Raw genomic sequence first — 18,175 nt, 5'->3', positions numbered from 1 at the left:
GCGATGGATGATTTGAGCTTGGGACGGTTTGGCGACCGTCGGCTGGAAAAAGGGGGGCGTTCTTGCTGGAGCGCCTGGTTTCGACGGCAGGCCAGGGAATGCGGGTGCGCAAGCTCGGCGGCAATCGGGCCGGAGAGATCCGCTTGAGCCGGTTCTTGCGCAATGGAGCGGTCGATCCGCAGGCGATGATCGATGAGGCGGCCTTGCGCACGGCTAGCCGCTGCGCGGATCGGCATATCCTGGCCATTCAGGATACGACGGTGGTCCGCTCCGACGGCGGTGGCGGTCTTTATCTGCATGCGATGATCGGGGTCGACGCCGACGATGGCGCGATCGTCGGGGCAATCCACGGGCAGTTTCTAAGCCGCGACCAGGGCGAGCGCGGCACGCAGCGCGCGCGTCCGATCGAGGAGAAGGAGAGCTATCGCTGGCTGGAGGGCGCCGATCGTGCGGCGAAGGTTTGCGCCGCTGCACGCCACATCACCATCATTGCCGACCGTGAAAGCGATATCTACGAGGCCTTCGCCCGCCGACCCGTCAATGTCGACCTCGTCATCCGGGTTGCGAGGGACCGCAGCCTCGGCAAGGACCAGCCGTCGCTGCTTTGTCTGGCGGATGCCTTGCCGGTTGCGGTCAACCTAGCCTTTAGCCTGCCGGCCAAGCCGGGCCGCAAGGAGCGCGACACGCAACTGGCGATCCGCTTCAGCGCGGTGACATTGCTGCCCCCGAAGAACGGCATCTACAGGAAGACCCCGGATGGCGTACGTCTTTATCTGGTGGATGTGCGCGAGACCGCCGCACCACCGGGCGAGACGCCGATCCATTGGCGGCTGCTGACAAGCTATGCCGTGTCGGATGCCGACGAGGCGGCGGCGGTCATCGCCCTTTATCGCCGTCGCTGGGCGATCGAGCAATTGTTCCGCACCCTGAAGACGCAGGGCTTTGATATCGAAGGCCTGCGCATCGAGGACGAGGGCGCGCTGAGCAATTTGGTGATGGCTGCCTTCGTCGCGGCCGTGATCGTGCAGCAACTGGTCCATGCCCGCGACGGCGCTCCGCCCGGCGCCACCTTGCGCCCCATCGAAGACGCCTTCGAGCCAAGCGACCAGCCGCTGCTGGAAGCCTTCTGCGCCAAGCTGGAGGGCAAGACCGCCAAACAGAAGAACCCCCATCCCAGAGGGTCGCTGGCCTATGCCGCCTGGGTCTGCGCCCGCCTCGGCGGATGGACCGGCTACTACGGAAAGCCAGGACCGATCGTCATGCTCGACGGATGGCAACAGTTCCAGGCCGCCAAGCGCGGCGTAGCACTCCTCCTCTCCGCCGCCGACAATGTGTGAATCCAATAGCCCCGAGGGGAGAGCGACTGTCTTGTTTGTCAAGCGTTTTGCCACGGTCGTGCGTCCCTGATGATGGCGTTGAGGATGGTGAGCAGCTTTCGCATGGTAGCGACGATGGCGACGATCTTTGGCTTTCCGGCTGCCACGAGGCGGTCACGGAAGGCCTTGAGGCTTGGGTTATGGCGGCTGGCGACGAGGGCGGCCATGAACAGCACGGCGCGCACCTTGCCTCTGCCGCCGCCGATGAAGCTCTTGCCTTTCCATTGACCCGATTGCCGCGTCCAGGGCGCAAGCCCTGCCAGTGAGGCGATCTGGCGCCGGTCGAGGCTGCCGAGTTCGGGCAGCTCGGCCAGCAGCGTGCGCGCCGTTGTCGGCCCGACACCTGGCACCGAGACGAGCAGCGTCTCGCGCACCCGCCAGACCGGCGATTTGCGGATATGGTCGTCGAGATCGGCATCGAGGCTTTCGAGTTCGCGCCGCAAGGCCGCAAGCAATCGCTTGATGCTTTTCTGCGCCTGTTTGGCCAGCGCCATGCGCAACCGGTTCTCCTCGGCCACGATCATCTGCACGATCTGGCGCCTGCGGGCCACCAGCTCGGACAGAGCCTGTGTCTCGGCATCGCGCAACGGCCGGATCTCCGGCTTCGTCGCCAGGACGAAGGCGGCGATGACGGCGGCATCGATCGGATCGGTCTTGGCCCTGCGGCCGATCGCATGGGCATAGGCGCGCACTTGCGCCGGATTGACGACGAGAACCGTCAATCCGGCCGATGACAGACCGGCCACCGCCAGCGTCTCGAAGCCGCCCGTCGCCTCAAGCGCAATCACATCGACGCCGACCGCCTGCAGCCGCTCGACCAACGCATCGACACCGGCATGGTCATTGCCAACGGCAAAAACCTCCCCTTGCGGCAGGACTGCAACATCCAGCCGCTCTTTCGAAACATCAATGCCAACAATCGTTTCCATCTGATCCCATCCTTGCCTAAGCGGGCTTTGCTTGCGCAAGCGGCCCTGGCGACTGTTCGGGTTCAATGGAACGGCGGATGAAGACCCAAGCTCTCCCACGGGCTTGGTGTCCCAAAGGTGCATCGGTCTTCCATCCGCCACCGCAACAGGCATTACTACGCCAGCAGCGGGTAAAGGGAAGTTACAAGGTGCTTACGGCGCCGATGTGCCTCACATGCGATTGCCGTACCGCAGGCGAGGAGAGGGAATTTTTTCGAGTTCGCGGATCGTAACGTGACCCATGAAAGGCGAACTAGATATTATTCTGCAAGATCTCTCTCAGCTTGCCGAACAGCTCGTCGATGTGGTGCTTCTCGATGATCAGCGGCGGCGAGAGGGCGATGATGTCGCCGGTGGTGCGGATCAGCAGGCCCTTCTCATAGGCCTTCAGGAAGGCGGTGAAGGCGCGTTTGGTGGGTTCGCCGGCGATGGGGTCTAGTTCGATGGCGCCGATCAGGCCGGTGTTTCTGATGTCGATGACATTCGGGCAGTCCTTAAGGGAGTGCAGAGCGTCGGCCCAGTAGTCTGAAAGTTCGGCCGCGCGAGTGAGCAGGCCCTCTTCCTTGTAGGTGTCGAGCGTCGCAAGCGCTGCTGCTGCGGCGATCGGATTGCCGGAATAGGTGTAGCCGTGGAAGAACTCGATCATATGCTCGGGTCCCTGCATGAAGGCGTCATGGATCTCCGAGGTGACGAAGACAGCGCCCATCGGGATGACGCCGTTGGTCAGGCCCTTGGCGGCCGTGATCATGTCCGGCTTCACATCGTAATATTGAGCGGCGAAGGGAGCGCCCAGGCGGCCAAAGCCGGTGATGACCTCGTCGAAGATCAACAGGATGCCGTGCTTGGTGCAGATTTCGCGCAGCTTCTGCAGATAGCCCTTCGGCGGAATGAGAACGCCGGTGGAGCCGGCAACCGGCTCGACGATGACGGCCGCGATGGTCGATGCATCGTGCAGCGTGACGATACGCTCGAGTTCGCTCGCGATATCGCCGCCATGCTCGGGCTCACCGCGGGTGAAGTTGTTCTTGCCGGGAAGATGCGTGTGCGGCATGTGATCGACGCCGGTCAGAAGCGTGCCGAACATCTTGCGGTTCGAGACGATGCCGCCGACGGAGATGCCGCCGAAATTGACGCCGTGATAGCCGCGCTCGCGGCCGATGAGGCGGAAGCGCGAGCCGTTGCCCTTCACCCGATGATAGGCAAGCGCCACCTTCAGGGCCGTCTCGACCGACTCCGAACCGGAATTCGTATAGAGGACGTGATCCAGGCCTTCAGGCGCGATGTCGACAAGGCGGTTCGCCAGCTCGAAAGCCTTGGGGTGGCCGAGCTGGAAGGCGGGGGCATAGTCGAGTTCGCCTGCTTGCTGGCTGATGGCTTCGGTGATCTTCGGGCGGCAGTGTCCGGCGTTTACGCACCACAGACCCGCAGTCCCATCCAGAACCTGGCGACCGTCATGGGTGGTGTAGTACATATCCTTGGCGCTGACGAACAGGCGCGGCTCTTTCTTGAACTGACGGTTGGCCGTAAACGGCATCCAGAAGGCGCGCAAATCATTAGGGGTGGCATTCAAACGGTCCGACATGCTGTTCTCCAACGGCCATTCGGGGGCCATTTTCCCGATCGCGGCGCGGCGCCACGTGATTATATTTACTGCCTGGTCAAATTATCAGCCGGCCTTTTTGCGTCAAGGCAAAGATAGCGTCGAGAGCAGGGGGAGACTGCGGATCGCAGACAGGATCGATAGACGCCGAGGCTCGGCCGATCCAACAGGCTGAAGGCCGCCGGGGGCAGCCTGCCTTGGTGCAAATACAAAAAAGCTGGCAAGTCCGAGGACTTGCCAGCTAAAAATGCTAAAACACCTGGTAATGAAAGCAAGTCGATCCTTCAGGGTTTTGGAGTGTCCCCTATGGATCGTTCGTCAGCAGACGCAGAGCCATTGAAAGCTCTTAAGCTGCCGATCTACTTTTTTCCGGCTCACAATAAATGTCTTCCAGCGTTTCAAGAACCCGAATGACGGATTCCGATGTGCTGGAGTAGTAAATCGTTTGAGCGTCACGACGCGTCTTCACGAGCTTCTGAGCGCGCAGCTTCGAAAGATGCTGGGAGAGCGCTGACTGGCTTAGTCCGACCTGATTGGCCAAAACGCCAACGGGAACCTCGCCCTTAACAAGACTGCAAAGGATCAAAAGACGCTTTGGGTTCGCCATTGCCGATAGTAATGCTGCCGCAACATTTGAATGTTCGGCCAAATTTCTTGTCTTCATGTGTTAATCTTCCCAATGCGGAGCGTACATCAGAAATTGTGCTGTTTCTAAACCGGCACCTAACCGATATCTAACAATACCAAGAGCGGCCGAAGATTGTATATACCTAAATTTAAGGTATCGAGTATGCTATTTTAGGTATGTACGTATGACGCTCCGGCAATAGGGCAAAGGGTGCTCAACCTGCCATACACCGCCTTAACTAGCCCAAAATAGGTCGATTATCGTTGTTCCCGACCGTAAATATGCCGATTTTGGTCGCGACTTGGTTGCAACGCACCAATAATGGTCGAAGTCGCGTCGGGCTGTCCGCCTACTAATTCTCGCACTATTGTATGATTTTATTGCCGGCCGTTTTTGCTTTCGGCTAAAGCATCATCAGGTCCTTTGAGGACAAAATATACGCTTTCCCGAAGCCGCCGTTCAGGCTGGCGTCAAGCGGAACCAGGCGAAAAAAGCAGAAATCCGGAAAGTCGATATAGAGTTTGGATTTCGGGTGACGATCGAGGAAGCGGCCGCGAATACGTTCATGCGCTTCGCTTTGCCGGTCGATGCGCTCCGCGCCGCATCGCACGGTCAAGCGAGGATGGGCGAGGGGATCGCCCTTGCCGGGTTCCCCGAAAAGCACGGAAGCGCGCGGATCCTTCCCCAGAGCCTTGGTGTGCGCGGAAAGGCCGGAGACGAGAATGACCGGAGCGCCGTCGGTATCGATCGCAATCAGAACGCGGCTCACGGAAGGAAAGCCGTTTTCAGGGTCGATGACGGCCAGCGCCGCATGCGCGGCGGTATGCATGAGGTCGCGCGCCTGTTTGCGCGCTTCCTCGTCCGTTTCGCTGATCACCGATGGCTTGTCGTTCATGAACCGCTCCGTGAATGAGGAGCAGCTGTGAACGGCTACTCCTTACGCCGGTGGCTGGTGAGGCCGGCCACCACATCTTGCGCCGAGATCGTTCCGATAATCGTGCCGTTGTCAACGACGCCGATATTGCCCGGCTGGCGCGTCAGGGCGTCGAGGATATCGACCAGTGGGGTGGCGGCGGTTGCCGTGGCGGTGACGGAGCCGGCATTGTTGGAATGTCCGACGCCCTGCTGCATGACGTCGCGCGCCGTCAGCATGCTGATCGGGTTCATATGCTGCACGAAATCGGCAACATACTGATCGGCCGGGCTCTTGACGATCTCCTGCGGCGTTCCGCACTGGATGATGTGGCCGCTTTCCATGATGGCGATGCGGTTGCCGATGCGGAATGCCTCGTCTAGATCGTGGCTGACGAAGAGGATGGTGCGTTTCAGGCGGCGCTGGAACTCCAGAAGCTCGTCCTGCAGGCGGGTGCGGATCAAGGGATCGAGCGCGGAAAACGGCTCGTCCATGAGCAGGATCGGTGCGCCGGTCGCAAAGGCGCGGGCGAGACCGACGCGCTGCTGCATGCCGCCCGAGAGCTCGTTGACCTTGCGGTTGGCCCATTGTGTGAGATTGACGAGCTGGAGCTGCTCGTCGACGCGCTTCTTGCGCTCAGCGTCCGGCACTCCGGCAAGCTCGAGTCCGAAGCCGACATTGTCGGCGACCGTGCGCCAGGGCAGAAGCGCGAACTGCTGGAACACCATGGAGACGGTATGCATGCGCAGATCGCGCAGCGCCTTGGGGCTGCAGGAGTAAGGATTGATCGGGCCGTTCTTGGTATTGACGACGACATCGCCGCGCACGACCGGCGCTAGACCGTTGACGGCGCGCAGCAGGGTCGATTTCCCGGAGCCGGACAGCCCCATGAGCACGAGGATCTCGCCTTCCTCGATTTGCAGCGAGGCATTGGCGACGCCAAGCACCATGCCGGTGGATTTGCCGATCTCGTCGCGTGACTTGCCTTGGTCGACGAGTTTCAGAGCGGCATCGGTACGATCGCCAAAGATGATGCTGACATTTTTGAAATCGACGGCGACGGTCATGAGCGGTCTCCTTCGCCGGGCGCACGGAACATACGGTCTAGAATGATCGCCAGGATGACGATGCAGGCGCCGGAATCGAAGCTCTTGGCGACATTGACGCTATTCAGCGCGCGCAGCACGGGCACGCCGAGACCGGGCGCGCCGACGAGCGCGGCGATCGAGACCATGGAGAGGGACAGCATGATGGTCTGCGTCAGGCCGGCCATGATCTGCGGCATCGCGAAGGGCACCTCGACCTTGCGCAGCACCTGTCGCGGCGTCGCGCCAAAAGCTTCGGCTGCTTCGACGAGAGAGGGCGGCGTCGAGATAATGCCGAGACGGGTCATGCGGATCGACGCGGGAAGGGCGAACACGACAGTGGCAATGAGGCCCGGCACCATGCCGAGGCCGAGCAGGATCATCACCGGTACCAGATAGACGAAGGGCGGGATGGTCTGCATCAGGTCGAGGATCGGCCGCATCAGAGCGTAGAGCCAGGGGCGACGCGCGGCGGCGATGCCGAGAGGAATGCCGACGAGCATGCAGGCGAAGGTCGAGGCCAGCACCAGCGCCAGCGTTTCCGTCGTTTCCTTCCAGTAACCCTGGTTAATGGTGATCAGCAGGCCCATCAGGGTCAGTGCCGCGATGGGAATGCTCCGTCGCAGCCAGTAGGCAATGGCTACGATGATCGCGGCCACGATCAGCGGATGCGGCGCCTGCAACAGGAACAGCAATGCTTTGATCAGGTGTGCGACGACAAAGGAGAGTCCGTCGAAGAACCATGTGAAATTGCTCGTCAGCCAATCCACGACGGCTTTGGCCCACGGCCCGATGGGAATGCGGTAATCGGTTAACCAGTTCACGTCTTTGCCCACGATTGGGGGCGGCGTTTCCGATTGTTACTTACGATGCCGGAGGTGCCGCCGAAGAATAACGGTCTGTCACGCCACACGGACCGTTGTCCGGGCGGTGGCGGGACGCGAAAGCAAGCAGTCCATCCAAGGAAGAGAAAGGGGCGGTTTAGCCGCCCCTCCATCCACCCATTACAAGCCAAACTTGGCCTTTACCGCCGCCGTGCCGTCACCGCCGTCCTTGGTGGTGACACCGGCAAGCCACGGCGTGACCGCCGACGGATTGGCCTTCAGCCATTCAGTCGCAGCCGCTTCCGGCTCTTTGCCGTCATTCAGGATCTTGCCCATGATTTCGTTTTCCATCGGCAGCGAGAAGACGAGATTCTTGACGAAGGCGCCGACGTTCGGGCACTGCTGCAGGTAGCCGGCCCGGACATTGGTGTAGACGGTCGCGCCGCCGAAATTCGGTCCGAAGACGTCGTCCCCGCCGGTGAGATAGGTCATTTTGTAGGTGGTGTTCATTGGATGCGGGGCCCAGCCGAGGAAGATGATCGGCTTGCCTTCCTTGTCGGCGCGCGAGACCTGGGCGAGCATGCCCTGCTCTGAGGATTCAACCACTTCGAAGCCCTTGAGGCCGAAGGTGTTCTTGTCGAGCATGTCGATAACCAGGCGGTTGCCGTCATTGCCCGGCTCGATGCCGTAGATCTTGCCGTCAAGGTCATTCTTGTGGGCGGCGATGTCCTTGAAGTCCTTGATGCCGAGCGCGGCACCCTTTTCGTTGGTCGCCAGCGTGTACTTGGCGCCCTCCAGATTGGCGCGGACGGTTTCAACCGACTTGTCCGCGGTGAACGGCTTGATGTTCTCGGCCATGGAGGGCATCCAGTTGCCGAGGAAGACATCGATGTCCTTGTTCTTGAGGGACTGATAGGTCACCGGCACGGCGAGCACCTTGACGTCGGTGTCGTAGCCGAGAGCCTTCAGTAGGATGGAGGCGGTGGCCGTGGTGGAGGTGATGTCGGTCCAGCCCACATCGGCGAAATGTACGGTGCTACAGCTTGCCGGGTCGGCGGCGGAGGCTGTCGTGGCGCCCAATGTCAGTGTGGAAAGAGCTGATGCGAAAGCGAATGCAGTAAGGGTCTTTTTTATCATTGCGTGACTCCCAGTCTAACGTTCCCAAGCAACCATCAATAACCGACATTTTCAAGCGATCACAGTGTATTTGCGGCGGTTTAAGGGGGCTGATTGCGACGCCTTCATTTTTCTACCTGATCGTTTTCAGAGCATTCGGCGCAAAACGTACCGCTGAATCCTGTGGTTTTTGCGGTGGATATCTTTCCTTATCATCTCGCAGCACCCATGAAGCATTCAAGGAGAATGTCATGGCCAAGCTCTATTTCCATTATTCGACGATGAATGCCGGCAAATCGACCATGCTGCTGCAGGCGGCCTATAACTATCAGGAGCGCGGCATGCGCACCGCCGCCTTCATCGCAGCTCTCGACGATCGCGTCGGCCGCGGCACGATCGCTTCCCGCATCGGCCTCACGATGGATGCCATACCGTTCGAGATCGGCGATGATCTCTACGCCTTGGTCGAAGACATGCATGCGAGCGAGCCCCTGAATTGCGTCTTCGTCGACGAGGCTCAGTTCTTGTCGCGCGAGCAAGTGTGGCAGCTCGCCCATATCGTCGATCGCCTCGGACTGCCGGTCATGGCCTACGGGTTGCGCACGGACTTCCACGGACGGTTGTTTCCGGGATCGCAGGAGCTGCTGACCATCGCGGACGAATTGCGCGAAGTGCGGACGATCTGCCATTGCGGCCACAAGGCCACGATGGTCGTGCGGTTGGATGCCGCCGGCGAGGTCGTGCGCGAAGGCGCGCAGATCGAGATCGGCGGCAGCGACAAATATGTCTCGCTCTGCCGCCGTCATTGGGAAGAGGCTATCATCTGCGAGTGACGTGCCGTCATTCCGCCAGGTGGCCGGCGGGAAGAACGGGAATTTAATCGGAAGGGACGATGAAACTGCTTTGCGCGGCGCCGGCCGTCATCATGCTTGCCGTGGCCTCTTCGGCGTTTGCTGATGGAGATGCGGTTGCGGGTGCCGTCGTTTTCAGGAAATGCGGCGCCTGCCATACGGCGACCGCGTCTGAAAACCGCGTTGGACCTTCATTGATGGGCGTTGTCGGGCGGCCCGTCGCAAGCGCGCCCAACTATGCCTATTCGCCGGCGATGAAGGCATTCGGGGCCGATGGCAAGGTTTGGGACGACGCCCTGTTGCGGAAATACCTGCCGGGGCCGCAATTCCTGGTCAAGGGCACCAGGATGACGTTTCCGGGACTCAAGAGCGAGCGGGATCTCGACAATCTGATCGCCTATCTGAAGAATCCTGTGGTCGCCCAATAGTTTTTGCGTGCATTTTCGTCGCCGGCGGAAGCAGCCAAAGCGCGTCGCGATCTTTCAGATTTGCTGCGTGCGCTTTAAAATCCTTGGTTTTTTGCACGTCGTTATCGCGAAACCGCTGCACAGTTTTGCGCGACATGCGTTAGTCTCACTCCAAAGATAGGGGAGAGATGCTTTCATGGTCAGGCCTCATTCTTTCAATGGCATGCTCGACAAGGCAAGCACGACGCTCGATGACGCCATCAACGACGTGAACTCGGCCGTCGAGACACTGGCCGGCCACGCCAGGGGCGAGGGGCGCCGCGACGGCATCAACTTTCCCATGGAGGAAATGCTGGTGCGAGAGGCTGCCGAGCTGCTCGACCGCTGGAAATCGCTAGCCCTGTCGTTGGTGAAGGAGCTCGATCGCGCCACGCAAGAGGCCGATCTGCAGCATCGACGGTTGTTCGACGAGAAGATCGGTCTTGAAAATGCGAGCCTGCTTGGCAGGAAGCTGGCGCGTGGGCCCGCGAAGCCTCAGGCTATCCTCACCGATCTCGAAGCGGTTCTGGATGTCTCTGCCGAGCTCGATCTCCTCTTCAAGCGGGCTAGGCCCGCTCTGTCGCGATGCTTTCATGATTGTGAGCTCCATCTCGAAGGCGTGATCGAGCACCGGCGGAAACTCGATTTCGATATTGAGGAGGTGCAGCGCCGGGCCGATGCCCTGGCGGCAAAGCTCATGTATCAGCGGCGCAATCGTCCTTCCTCGCGGCATGCCGATTTGCAATCCGACTTTCTTCAATCCGATTTGGAGACGGATTATGGCGACCTGCTCGCCGAGCAGGACGATATTCGGCGGCAGGAGGCCGGGCTTCAATCAGGCCGAACAGCAGGGCAGCGCCTGATCGATATCTATGAGGGCCTGGCCGCCTCTTTGAATGTTCAGGTTGCCGCCGTCAGCGCCATGGCAGCCAAATCGACCGTCGATATCGAGCAACGGATCGCCTTGCTCAAGGCATTGGCGTCAAACGCGGACGGCCCTGCAACCGTAGCTGCGCGAACGGCCGCGGTCGAGAACCTGATCCTGGCCTTCGAGGCAAATGTGCTGGCCGGGCATGACCTGGCTGCGCGCAAGGCGCATGTCGATGCCGTGTTCACGAGACGGCTGGAGCCCCACCCGCTGCCCGTACCCGAGGATGCGGGTGAAACTGCCGACGACGCGCAACCGGAGGGATGAATTCTGGTCGGCATCGAAAATTCGGCGCAGACGGTTGTTGTTTTTCTCAAGAACACATATTTGCTGGAACGCGAATAGCGATAAGGCCCTATGCTATGAAAATCGAAAGAGATTTTCGGAAGGGTCGGTCCGCAGGTTCAGTGTGGTGCGTCCTTTGCGTGTCGGCAGGATGCGCGGTGCGGTTTAGGAGGCGTGTCCATGCTTGACTCGATCACAGCGTTCTTGAAGCGGATCTGGTCCGCCATTACACGATGGCTGGGACTGGTTTTCGTCGGGCTCGCTTGGCCGTTTCTTGCCGCGCGCGGCTGGTATCGCCATAGCAACTGGCTGATCAAGCTGCCCGTCGCCGCTTTCGTGGTGCTGCTGGCGGTGCTTTACATCTATTTCGTCTGGCAGACGCAGATCTGGACCGGGTTCAATCCGGCCTATCCCGATGTCTATAAATTCTCCGAACGCAAATTTTCCGCGGGAGAAGAGTTGCCGGCAACGCAAGGGCAGCAGGCCGCCGCCGCAGCGCCAAAGGCGTGCCAAACCTCGGCAGTCGTGGATGTCGCCGCGGATCTTACCGATTTCGACGTCAACCAGAATGCCTGGATCTCCTCGATGATGCTTTACAAGCTAGGTTTCTTCGGCATCTCATGGGACGACACACCCTTCCTGGATAACAAGGCGTCCTTCCAAAGAGGCATAAACTCGGTGGTTCGCCGCACCTCGGCGGAATTGGTCGACACGCTCGGCCGCGTGCGCGGGACTTCCAGTATCAACAGCGACCTGCAGAAGGCGCGCGGCAACCTGCAGTTCGACGAATCGAGCTGGTATTTCGGTCTGCATCCGTTCGGGCCGAAGACGCCAACCCCGAGCTATTATCGCGCCGCGATCACCAACCTGCGCAACTTCAATACCGATCTCAGCAACTGCAAGGCGGTTTTCGATGGACGCGCGGACAATCTCCTGCAGTTTGTCGACCATGTCGCCGGCGACCTTGGCAGCACGGCAAATATATTGGCGGACCGATCGCAAAACTACAGTTATGGGTGGTTCGACATGCGCGCGGACGATCGTTTCTGGTTTGCCTATGGTCAGCTTTACGCCAATTACGGCATTCTGAGCGCGGCCGGCGCGGATTTTCAGCAGGTGATTGCCGAACGCAATGTCGGCAGGCTCTGGAACGACACGCTCGGGATGTTGCAGACGGCGCTCCGCATTCAGCCAATGATCATCTCCAATGGCCGCGAAGACAGCTCGTTCATGCCAAGCCACCTTGCGACGATGGGCTTCCACATCCTGCGGGTGCGTTCGAACCTCGTCGAAATCCGCACGGTGTTGGGCGGCCGCTGAGTGCGAAGCGGCATTCGCTGCTTTCATGGCGGATGTCGCCCACGAGCGATCGGACATCGGCAATGCCGGAATTCAAAGAGAAGCGAAAACGCCCTATCTTCTTGTTTTCTACGCATTCCGGACGGAAAACCGCTGTGCACTTTTCCTGGAATTGCTCTAGCTGATCAACTTGAGGCGGATGGCCTTGGCGACGAGTTGCGTGCGATTGACGCAATCGAGCTTCTTGATGGCGTTCATCATATAGGCGTTGACCGTATGGTCGGAGAGGGAAAGGATCTGGCCTATTTCGACCGAGGTCTTGCCCTGGGCCGTCCAGCGAACCACTTCGAGCTCGCGGGCCGAGAGCGAATGCGGCACGGCGCTGTCGCTGCGCTTCAGGCAATTATAGGAATCCAGCGCCTGCAGCATGATCAGGGTGAGCTCGTTGAGTTCGCTCTGACCGAGACTGTTGCGATTGCCCATGAACCAGAAGAGAAGACGCTGACCATCCGGTGAATTGACCGGGATGATCACGCTCATCGGGCAATTGTAGTTGATCAAAAGCGTATAGATCTCGCGCGGAAGATCACTGTCGAGCTCGGTGTCTTTTTCCAGCAGGTGCCAGGAGCGCGGCAGCACCGAGTCCCGCGTGCGCAGCAGCATTGGGCAGCGCCGCACAAGCTGCTGACGATCGAAATCACGCACGAATTGTGCTGGCACGGTGCCTTCGATCAGCAGCGGCGTCATCATCGCATCGTCGGAAACCGGAGCATTCATGAACGCCATGTGGCTGAAGCCGAAAGCCAACCCCGTCCGTTCCAGCGCCAGCGCAAACGCTGCTTGTGTCCGCGCGGTAGCCAGCTCGGCAGAAAGCAGCAATTGTCTCTCGGCGGTGATGATATAGGACATATAGGTTGAGGCGCCCACAGCGTGTTATCGTTATCAAATACCGGATTTATGGGTGAATGCTAGACGCAAAAATATCACAGGACCAGAAATAATTTCATTTTCATATATTTTAATATTCATACGTGTAAATTTACATAAATCTTCGCCCAAAATGAGCATTAAGCGCAAAAATTGCCGTTCTGATGCTCTTATTGCGACGGCGCTGTACATATGCCGGCGCCGCAATGTCAAGGACGGAGCGCTTCGGAAGGCATCGGGATAGTGAAAATCTGTCTGAATCGACGTTTCAGATACTACGACGGCGACCGCCGGAGGGGCGCATTTTGATAGCCGCCTAAGTGTTGCGAGGGATGGAAGAGCAAATTGAGATGCCGCCCGCACCACATGCACGCGTGGCCGTCGCTTCCGTCTCACAGCCGCTCTCCGGCGAGCGGCTTTCGCCACACGCGACTGCCCGTTTCCGTAAATGATGCGCCATTGCGCCGGCATGCCTTGCGAAGGCCCAAAGCGGTTGCTATCGGTCTTGCCAAAGCAATCGCTTCCAGGCGTGTACCTCATGAATTTTCGTTTTTTCCCGCGGCTTGCAGTGCGGTGTTGTCGAACGGCGTTGTGGTTCGTCACGGCCGTTTCGCTTCTGCTTGTTGCGCCCGCCTTTGCCGAAGCGGCAGGCGTGGCCGGCGGCACGCCGATGCGCTTCCTGCTTGTGCACGGCGAGATGGGTCAATGCCGCGCCGACAATGCTTGTCCGGACTGGATCTCCGCCGAAGGTCAGATCATGTCCGACACGCCGAGGAAGCTGCAGAAGTTTCTGAAACAGCTTGGCAATCGGCAATTGCCGATCGTCGTCAGTTCGCCGGGCGGCGATGTCAAGGCGGCGATGGAGATGGCGCGCACCGTCCGAAAGCAGAAGCTTTCGATCGCCGTCGGCCGGACCCGTTCGCGGGCATGTCCCTATGCCGAACCGATCTGCCCGGCAGCCCTTGCCGAGGACGGCTCGATCAAGGGGCAGGCCTTTTCCGCCGGGGCGATCTGCTTCTCGGCATGCCCGCTGTTTTTCGCGGGCGGCGTTCAGCGCGTTTCCAGCCCCTTCGCCTTGCTGGGCGTTCACCAGATCACCACGACCTATAGCGAGGTGCGCGTCCAATATCGCACCGAATATGAAATGGTGGATGGCAAGCGCAAGGTGCTGTCCAAGAAGGAGATCGGGCGAAAATTCGTCGGCAAATACGACACGACCAAGCTCGACAAGGCCCAGCGGACGCGGCTGGCCCGCTTCCTCGACAAGATGGGCGTCGACAAGGGACTTGTCGATGTGATGCTTGGAACCGAGCCGAGCGGGATCCATCTGATGTCGCAGATGGAGGCGCTGAGGCTGAAACTGACGACGGAGCTTGCCGATGCGGACGCGCTGGTTTCCGCACGCAACTGCAAGGACGGGCAGTCGATCTCCGATTGTGCCGCACCGCCGCCGCCGATGACCAATGCCTCGGCTATGGCCGGCAAATAGTCGCGTTTTTGGCGTCAGGCGTCCTTGGCTTTGCTTTTCGCCATGATCCTTTCCAGGAGGCCTAGCAATACCGCCGAGACGACGAAGGCGAGATGGATGATCGTGAACCACATCAGCTTGGTGTTGTCGTATTGAGTGGCGTTCAGGAAGATCTGCAGCAGGTGGATCGAGGAAATGGCGACGATCGAGGAGGCGACCTTGATCTTGAGGCTGCCTGAATCGAGCTTGCCAAGGAAAGAAACCTCGTCGTCGGCTTCATCGAAGCTGCTGACGAAATTCTCATAGCCGGAAATCATCACCATGACGATCAGGCTCGCCACCAGGGCGGCGTCGATGAGGCCGAGGATCGCCAGGATCATGTCGGCTTCGTCATAAGCCAGTACGTTGATCGCCACCTTGTAGAACTTATAGGCAAATGACAGGGCGTAGACGGCGAGCGAGGCGGCAAGACCGAGATAGAAGATCACCAGAAGCCAGCGACTGGAGAGGATGATGCGCTCGACCAGCAATTCCAGGGACTTCATATCTTTTCCTTCTTTCTCGTTTGCATTTGGAAGCCGAAAATAGGCACGTCCCTGTCCCGCGACAAGGCGGCGTGTTTCGCTGAGGACAGTATGCCGTTGCTATTCACACTTGATACATATTGGTTTATCCCGACAAGGAAATGACCGTATGTTTGGGGCGAATCTAATGGCGGCGGTGGCATCGGATATCGAAATCGCTCGTGCGGCAAAGAAACTGCCGATTATCGAGATTGGCGCCAAGCTTGGCATTCCCGCGGAAGATCTAGCGCCCTACGGCTACGACAAGGCAAAAATCGGTGCCGGGTTCATCGCGACGCAAGCCGACAAGAAAGACGGCAAGCTGATCCTCGTCACGGCGATCAATCCAACGCCCGCGGGCGAGGGAAAGACCACCACGACGGTCGGCCTCGGCGACGGTCTGAACCGTATCGGCAAGAAGGCTGTCGTCTGCGTGCGCGAGGCATCGCTCGGCCCCTGCTTCGGCGTGAAGGGTGGGGCGGCCGGCGGCGGTTACGCGCAGGTCATTCCGATGGAAGACATCAACCTCCACTTCACCGGCGATTTCCATGCGATCACTTCGGCCCATAATCTGCTTGCCGCGCTGGTCGACAACCACATCTATTGGGGCAACGAGCAGAATATCGACATCCGGCGCATCACCTGGCGCCGCGCGATGGATATGAACGATCGCGCATTGCGCGACATCGTATCCTCGCTCGGTGGCGTCGCGAACGGCTTTCCGCGCGAAGGCGGCTTCGACATCACGGTCGCTTCGGAGGTCATGGCGATCCTCTGTCTTTCCACCGATCTCAAGGATCTGGAAAAGCGGCTGGGCAATATCATCATCGGCTATCGCCGAGACCGCACGCCCGTCTATGCCCGCGACTTGAAGGCCGACGGCGCGATGGCGGTACTTCTGAAGGATGCGATGCAGCCGAACCTCGTCCAGACGCTGGAGAACAATCCGGCGCTGGTGCACGGCGGCCCCTTCGCCAATATCGCCCACGGCTGCAATTCGGTGATCGCCACGCGCACGGCGCTCAAGCTTGCCGATTATGTAGTGACGGAAGCGGGCTTCGGCGCCGATCTCGGCGCCGAGAAATTCTTCGACATCAAATGCCGGAAGGCCGGCCTTTCACCGGATGCGGCCGTTATCGTCGCGACCGTGCGGGCGCTGAAGATGAACGGCGGCATCAAGAAGGACGATCTCGGCAAGGAGAATGTCGATGCCCTTGTCAAGGGCTGCGCCAATCTCGGCCGGCACGTCGCCAATGTCCGCAAATTCGGCGTGCCCGTCGTCGTGGCCATCAATCATTTCGTCTCCGATACCGAAGCCGAAATCGAGGCGCTGAAGAATTATGTCGCGCGGCTCGGCGCCGAGGCGATCCTCTGCCGGCATTGGGCCGAGGGCTCGGCGGGGATTGTCGACCTCGCACACAAGGTGGTGGAACTCGCCGAATCCGGCCAGGCGAAATTCCAGCCGCTCTATCCCGACAATCTTTCCCTGTTGGAGAAGATCGAGATCGTCGCCTCGAAGATATATCATGCCGGCGAGGTCACGGCCGACAAATCCGTGCGCGATCAGCTCCGGTCCTGGGAGGACCAGGGCTACGGGCATCTGCCTGTTTGCATGGCGAAGACGCAATATTCCTTCACGACCGATCCGACCGTTCGCGGCGCCCCCGAGGGGCACATCGTGCCCATTCGCGAAGTGCGGCTTTCAGCCGGCGCCGGCTTCGTCGTCGTCATTACCGGCGAGATCATGACCATGCCAGGCCTGCCGAAATCACCTTCGGCCGAAAGGATTTTCCTCAATGATCACGGTTATATAGAGGGACTGTTTTAAGTTCAGAATCTGATTCAACTGACGTCGTTCGAATTCAGTTTCTCTGCCGGCCCGACACGATCTGCCGCGGATTGCGATGCCGTCCAAGGAGAAAACGCGTCCGTTCGCTTGACGCCACCGGCAACACAATCGACAACGGAGATCGGCATCATCGCATATGAGAGCGGAGGCAGATCGTGACTTCGAACAGCCGTGTCAGCCTGGACGATATACGCGCTTTCCATGCAAGGATGATGGCCGCCGCCAGCAACTCGGCGGATGAAAGGCTGGAACAGGCCTTCCGCCTGGTGCGGCGTGAAGCCTTCATGGGGCCGGGACCATGGGAGATCGTAGTCAACGGACGCTATCTCGAAACGCCGAGCGACGACCCCACCTTTCTCTACCAGAATGTTTTGGTCTCCCTGGACAGATCGAAGGGCATCAACAATGGCGAGCCGTTTCTTCACGCCGCCTTCTTGGGAGCCGTCGCACCCAAGCCCGGCGAAACCGTCGTCCAGATCGGTACGGGAACGGGGTACTACACCGCCATTCTCTCGACGCTTGTGACACCGGGCGGCCATGTCCATGCCATCGAGATCGATGAGGCATTGGCCCGCCGCACGCGCGGCAATCTCGCCTCCTATAAAGACGTTTCCGTCATCTGCGCCGATGCGACTTCGTTCGAGCTTCCGGATGCGGATCTGATCTATGTGAGTGCCGGCGTGGTGGCGCCGCCGAAGTCATGGCTGCAGGCGTTGCGGCCCGGAGGCCGGCTCATCGTGCCCTGGCAGGCGAACGAGAAGGTCGGGCTTGCCGTCGTGATCACGCGGGGGGATATCGGATTCAGTGCTCGCGCTTTGATGCCTGCTTATTTCATTCCATGCATCGGCGCGTCGGATCCAGCCCAATCCACTAAAATTCCAAATGGGGGCGAGGCCCGATCCATCCGGTCCATCTGGCTGACCGAGGAGCGTGCGCCCGATGAAACGGCCGTTGCGATCTACCGGGAGGTCTGGTTCTCGAATGCCGGCATTGGAGTATGAGCCGGTTGCCGTCGGGGTTTTGACGATGGTCGAACCGTCGATTGATCG

16 protein-coding genes and 1 pseudogene are annotated in these 18,175 nt (G+C 59.8%); 8 read left to right on the top strand and 9 right to left on the bottom strand.

Features of this window, described 5'->3' with window-relative positions:
• Positions 1-62 precede the first annotated feature (62 nt).
• The gene (locus CCGE531_RS13560) at positions 63-1,337 is read left to right on the top strand and encodes an IS4 family transposase (RefSeq protein ID WP_245458850.1); all 1,275 of its coding nucleotides are present in this window, start codon (positions 63-65) and stop codon (positions 1,335-1,337) included.
• A gap of 38 nt (positions 1,338-1,375) precedes the next feature.
• Here CCGE531_RS13560 and CCGE531_RS13555 read toward each other — a convergent pair whose 3' ends face one another.
• The 7 genes and pseudogenes from CCGE531_RS13555 to CCGE531_RS13525 form a co-directional block, all read right to left on the bottom strand.
• A complete protein-coding gene (locus CCGE531_RS13555; protein WP_120662389.1) occupies positions 1,376-2,305 on the bottom strand; it encodes an IS110 family transposase in 930 nt (309 codons plus the stop codon).
• 292 nt (positions 2,306-2,597) lie between these two features.
• Positions 2,598-3,926: an aspartate aminotransferase family protein gene (locus CCGE531_RS13550; RefSeq protein WP_120664627.1), complete on the bottom strand. Its 1,329-nt coding sequence runs from the start codon at positions 3,924-3,926 to the stop codon at positions 2,598-2,600.
• 364 nt (positions 3,927-4,290) lie between these two features.
• Positions 4,291-4,608, bottom strand: a complete 318-nt coding sequence (locus CCGE531_RS13545; protein ID WP_004116664.1) for a metalloregulator ArsR/SmtB family transcription factor — start codon at positions 4,606-4,608, stop codon at positions 4,291-4,293.
• A 373-nt stretch (positions 4,609-4,981) separates the two neighbouring features.
• Positions 4,982-5,467 (bottom strand): annotated as a pseudogene (locus CCGE531_RS13540) (pyridoxamine 5'-phosphate oxidase family protein); the annotation flags it as partial.
• A gap of 35 nt (positions 5,468-5,502) precedes the next feature.
• Positions 5,503-6,552 (bottom strand): choline ABC transporter ATP-binding protein, encoded by a 1,050-nt coding sequence (gene choV / locus CCGE531_RS13535; protein ID WP_120664625.1) that lies wholly within the window; start codon positions 6,550-6,552, stop codon positions 5,503-5,505.
• Positions 6,549-7,394: a choline ABC transporter permease subunit gene (choW, locus tag CCGE531_RS13530; RefSeq protein WP_245458848.1), complete on the bottom strand. Its 846-nt coding sequence runs from the start codon at positions 7,392-7,394 to the stop codon at positions 6,549-6,551. Before choW ends, choV begins: the two co-directional genes overlap by 4 nt.
• A gap of 180 nt (positions 7,395-7,574) precedes the next feature.
• Positions 7,575-8,531: a choline ABC transporter substrate-binding protein gene (locus CCGE531_RS13525; RefSeq protein ID WP_120664623.1), complete on the bottom strand. Its 957-nt coding sequence runs from the start codon at positions 8,529-8,531 to the stop codon at positions 7,575-7,577.
• A gap of 230 nt (positions 8,532-8,761) precedes the next feature.
• On the opposite strand from CCGE531_RS13525, the gene CCGE531_RS13520 reads away from it, so the two are divergent.
• From CCGE531_RS13520 to CCGE531_RS13505, 4 genes are all read left to right on the top strand, one after another.
• Positions 8,762-9,343 (top strand): thymidine kinase, encoded by a 582-nt coding sequence (locus CCGE531_RS13520; RefSeq protein WP_120664622.1) that lies wholly within the window; start codon positions 8,762-8,764, stop codon positions 9,341-9,343.
• A 59-nt stretch (positions 9,344-9,402) separates the two neighbouring features.
• Positions 9,403-9,789: a cytochrome c family protein gene (locus tag CCGE531_RS13515; protein ID WP_120664621.1), complete on the top strand. Its 387-nt coding sequence runs from the start codon at positions 9,403-9,405 to the stop codon at positions 9,787-9,789.
• 175 nt (positions 9,790-9,964) lie between these two features.
• Positions 9,965-11,002 (top strand): hypothetical protein, encoded by a 1,038-nt coding sequence (locus tag CCGE531_RS13510; protein WP_120664620.1) that lies wholly within the window; start codon positions 9,965-9,967, stop codon positions 11,000-11,002.
• A 198-nt stretch (positions 11,003-11,200) separates the two neighbouring features.
• Positions 11,201-12,340, top strand: coding sequence for a DUF2333 family protein (locus CCGE531_RS13505; RefSeq protein ID WP_120664619.1), 1,140 nt, complete (start codon positions 11,201-11,203; stop codon positions 12,338-12,340).
• Positions 12,341-12,496: 156 nt separating this feature from the next.
• Here the strand turns inward: CCGE531_RS13505 and CCGE531_RS13500 are convergent, their stop codons facing one another.
• Positions 12,497-13,228: a LuxR C-terminal-related transcriptional regulator gene (locus CCGE531_RS13500; RefSeq protein WP_120664618.1), complete on the bottom strand. Its 732-nt coding sequence runs from the start codon at positions 13,226-13,228 to the stop codon at positions 12,497-12,499.
• Between the two features lie 556 nt (positions 13,229-13,784).
• Between CCGE531_RS13500 and CCGE531_RS13495 the strand changes: the two genes are divergently transcribed.
• On the top strand, positions 13,785-14,735 hold the full coding sequence (locus CCGE531_RS13495) for a hypothetical protein (protein ID WP_120664617.1): 951 nt from the start codon (positions 13,785-13,787) through the stop codon (positions 14,733-14,735).
• 14 nt (positions 14,736-14,749) lie between these two features.
• Here the strand turns inward: CCGE531_RS13495 and CCGE531_RS13490 are convergent, their stop codons facing one another.
• Positions 14,750-15,259 carry a TIGR00645 family protein gene (locus CCGE531_RS13490; protein WP_120664616.1) on the bottom strand — a complete coding sequence of 170 codons (510 nt, stop codon included), beginning with the start codon at positions 15,257-15,259 and terminating at the stop codon, positions 14,750-14,752.
• Between the two features lie 166 nt (positions 15,260-15,425).
• Between CCGE531_RS13490 and CCGE531_RS13485 the strand changes: the two genes are divergently transcribed.
• On the top strand, positions 15,426-17,105 hold the full coding sequence (locus tag CCGE531_RS13485; RefSeq protein ID WP_120664615.1) for a formate--tetrahydrofolate ligase: 1,680 nt from the start codon (positions 15,426-15,428) through the stop codon (positions 17,103-17,105).
• 176 nt (positions 17,106-17,281) lie between these two features.
• Positions 17,282-18,127 (top strand): protein-L-isoaspartate O-methyltransferase, encoded by an 846-nt coding sequence (locus tag CCGE531_RS13480; protein WP_120664614.1) that lies wholly within the window; start codon positions 17,282-17,284, stop codon positions 18,125-18,127.
• Positions 18,128-18,175: the final 48 nt, after the last annotated feature.

Source organism: Rhizobium sp. CCGE531, from assembly GCF_003627795.1.
In the GTDB taxonomy this organism is placed as follows: Bacteria; Pseudomonadota; Alphaproteobacteria; order Rhizobiales; family Rhizobiaceae; genus Rhizobium.
Note: the sequence above shows the minus strand (reverse complement) of the source record. Positions and strands in the feature narration are given on the sequence as shown.

Coding starts and splice junctions, on each gene's coding strand:
- CCGE531_RS13555 (WP_120662389.1), bottom strand. CDS start 2,305: ATGGAAACGATTGTTGGCATTGATGTTTCGAAAGAGCGGCTGGATGTT.
- CCGE531_RS13550 (WP_120664627.1), bottom strand. CDS start 3,926: ATGTCGGACCGTTTGAATGCCACCCCTAATGATTTGCGCGCCTTCTGG.
- CCGE531_RS13545 (WP_004116664.1), bottom strand. CDS start 4,608: ATGAAGACAAGAAATTTGGCCGAACATTCAAATGTTGCGGCAGCATTA.
- choV (WP_120664625.1), bottom strand. CDS start 6,552: ATGACCGTCGCCGTCGATTTCAAAAATGTCAGCATCATCTTTGGCGAT.
- CCGE531_RS13525 (WP_120664623.1), bottom strand. CDS start 8,531: ATGATAAAAAAGACCCTTACTGCATTCGCTTTCGCATCAGCTCTTTCC.
- CCGE531_RS13520 (WP_120664622.1), top strand. CDS start 8,762: ATGGCCAAGCTCTATTTCCATTATTCGACGATGAATGCCGGCAAATCG.
- CCGE531_RS13515 (WP_120664621.1), top strand. CDS start 9,403: ATGAAACTGCTTTGCGCGGCGCCGGCCGTCATCATGCTTGCCGTGGCC.
- CCGE531_RS13510 (WP_120664620.1), top strand. CDS start 9,965: ATGGTCAGGCCTCATTCTTTCAATGGCATGCTCGACAAGGCAAGCACG.
- CCGE531_RS13505 (WP_120664619.1), top strand. CDS start 11,201: ATGCTTGACTCGATCACAGCGTTCTTGAAGCGGATCTGGTCCGCCATT.
- CCGE531_RS13500 (WP_120664618.1), bottom strand. CDS start 13,228: ATGTCCTATATCATCACCGCCGAGAGACAATTGCTGCTTTCTGCCGAG.
- CCGE531_RS13495 (WP_120664617.1), top strand. CDS start 13,785: ATGAATTTTCGTTTTTTCCCGCGGCTTGCAGTGCGGTGTTGTCGAACG.
- CCGE531_RS13490 (WP_120664616.1), bottom strand. CDS start 15,259: ATGAAGTCCCTGGAATTGCTGGTCGAGCGCATCATCCTCTCCAGTCGC.
- CCGE531_RS13485 (WP_120664615.1), top strand. CDS start 15,426: ATGGCGGCGGTGGCATCGGATATCGAAATCGCTCGTGCGGCAAAGAAA.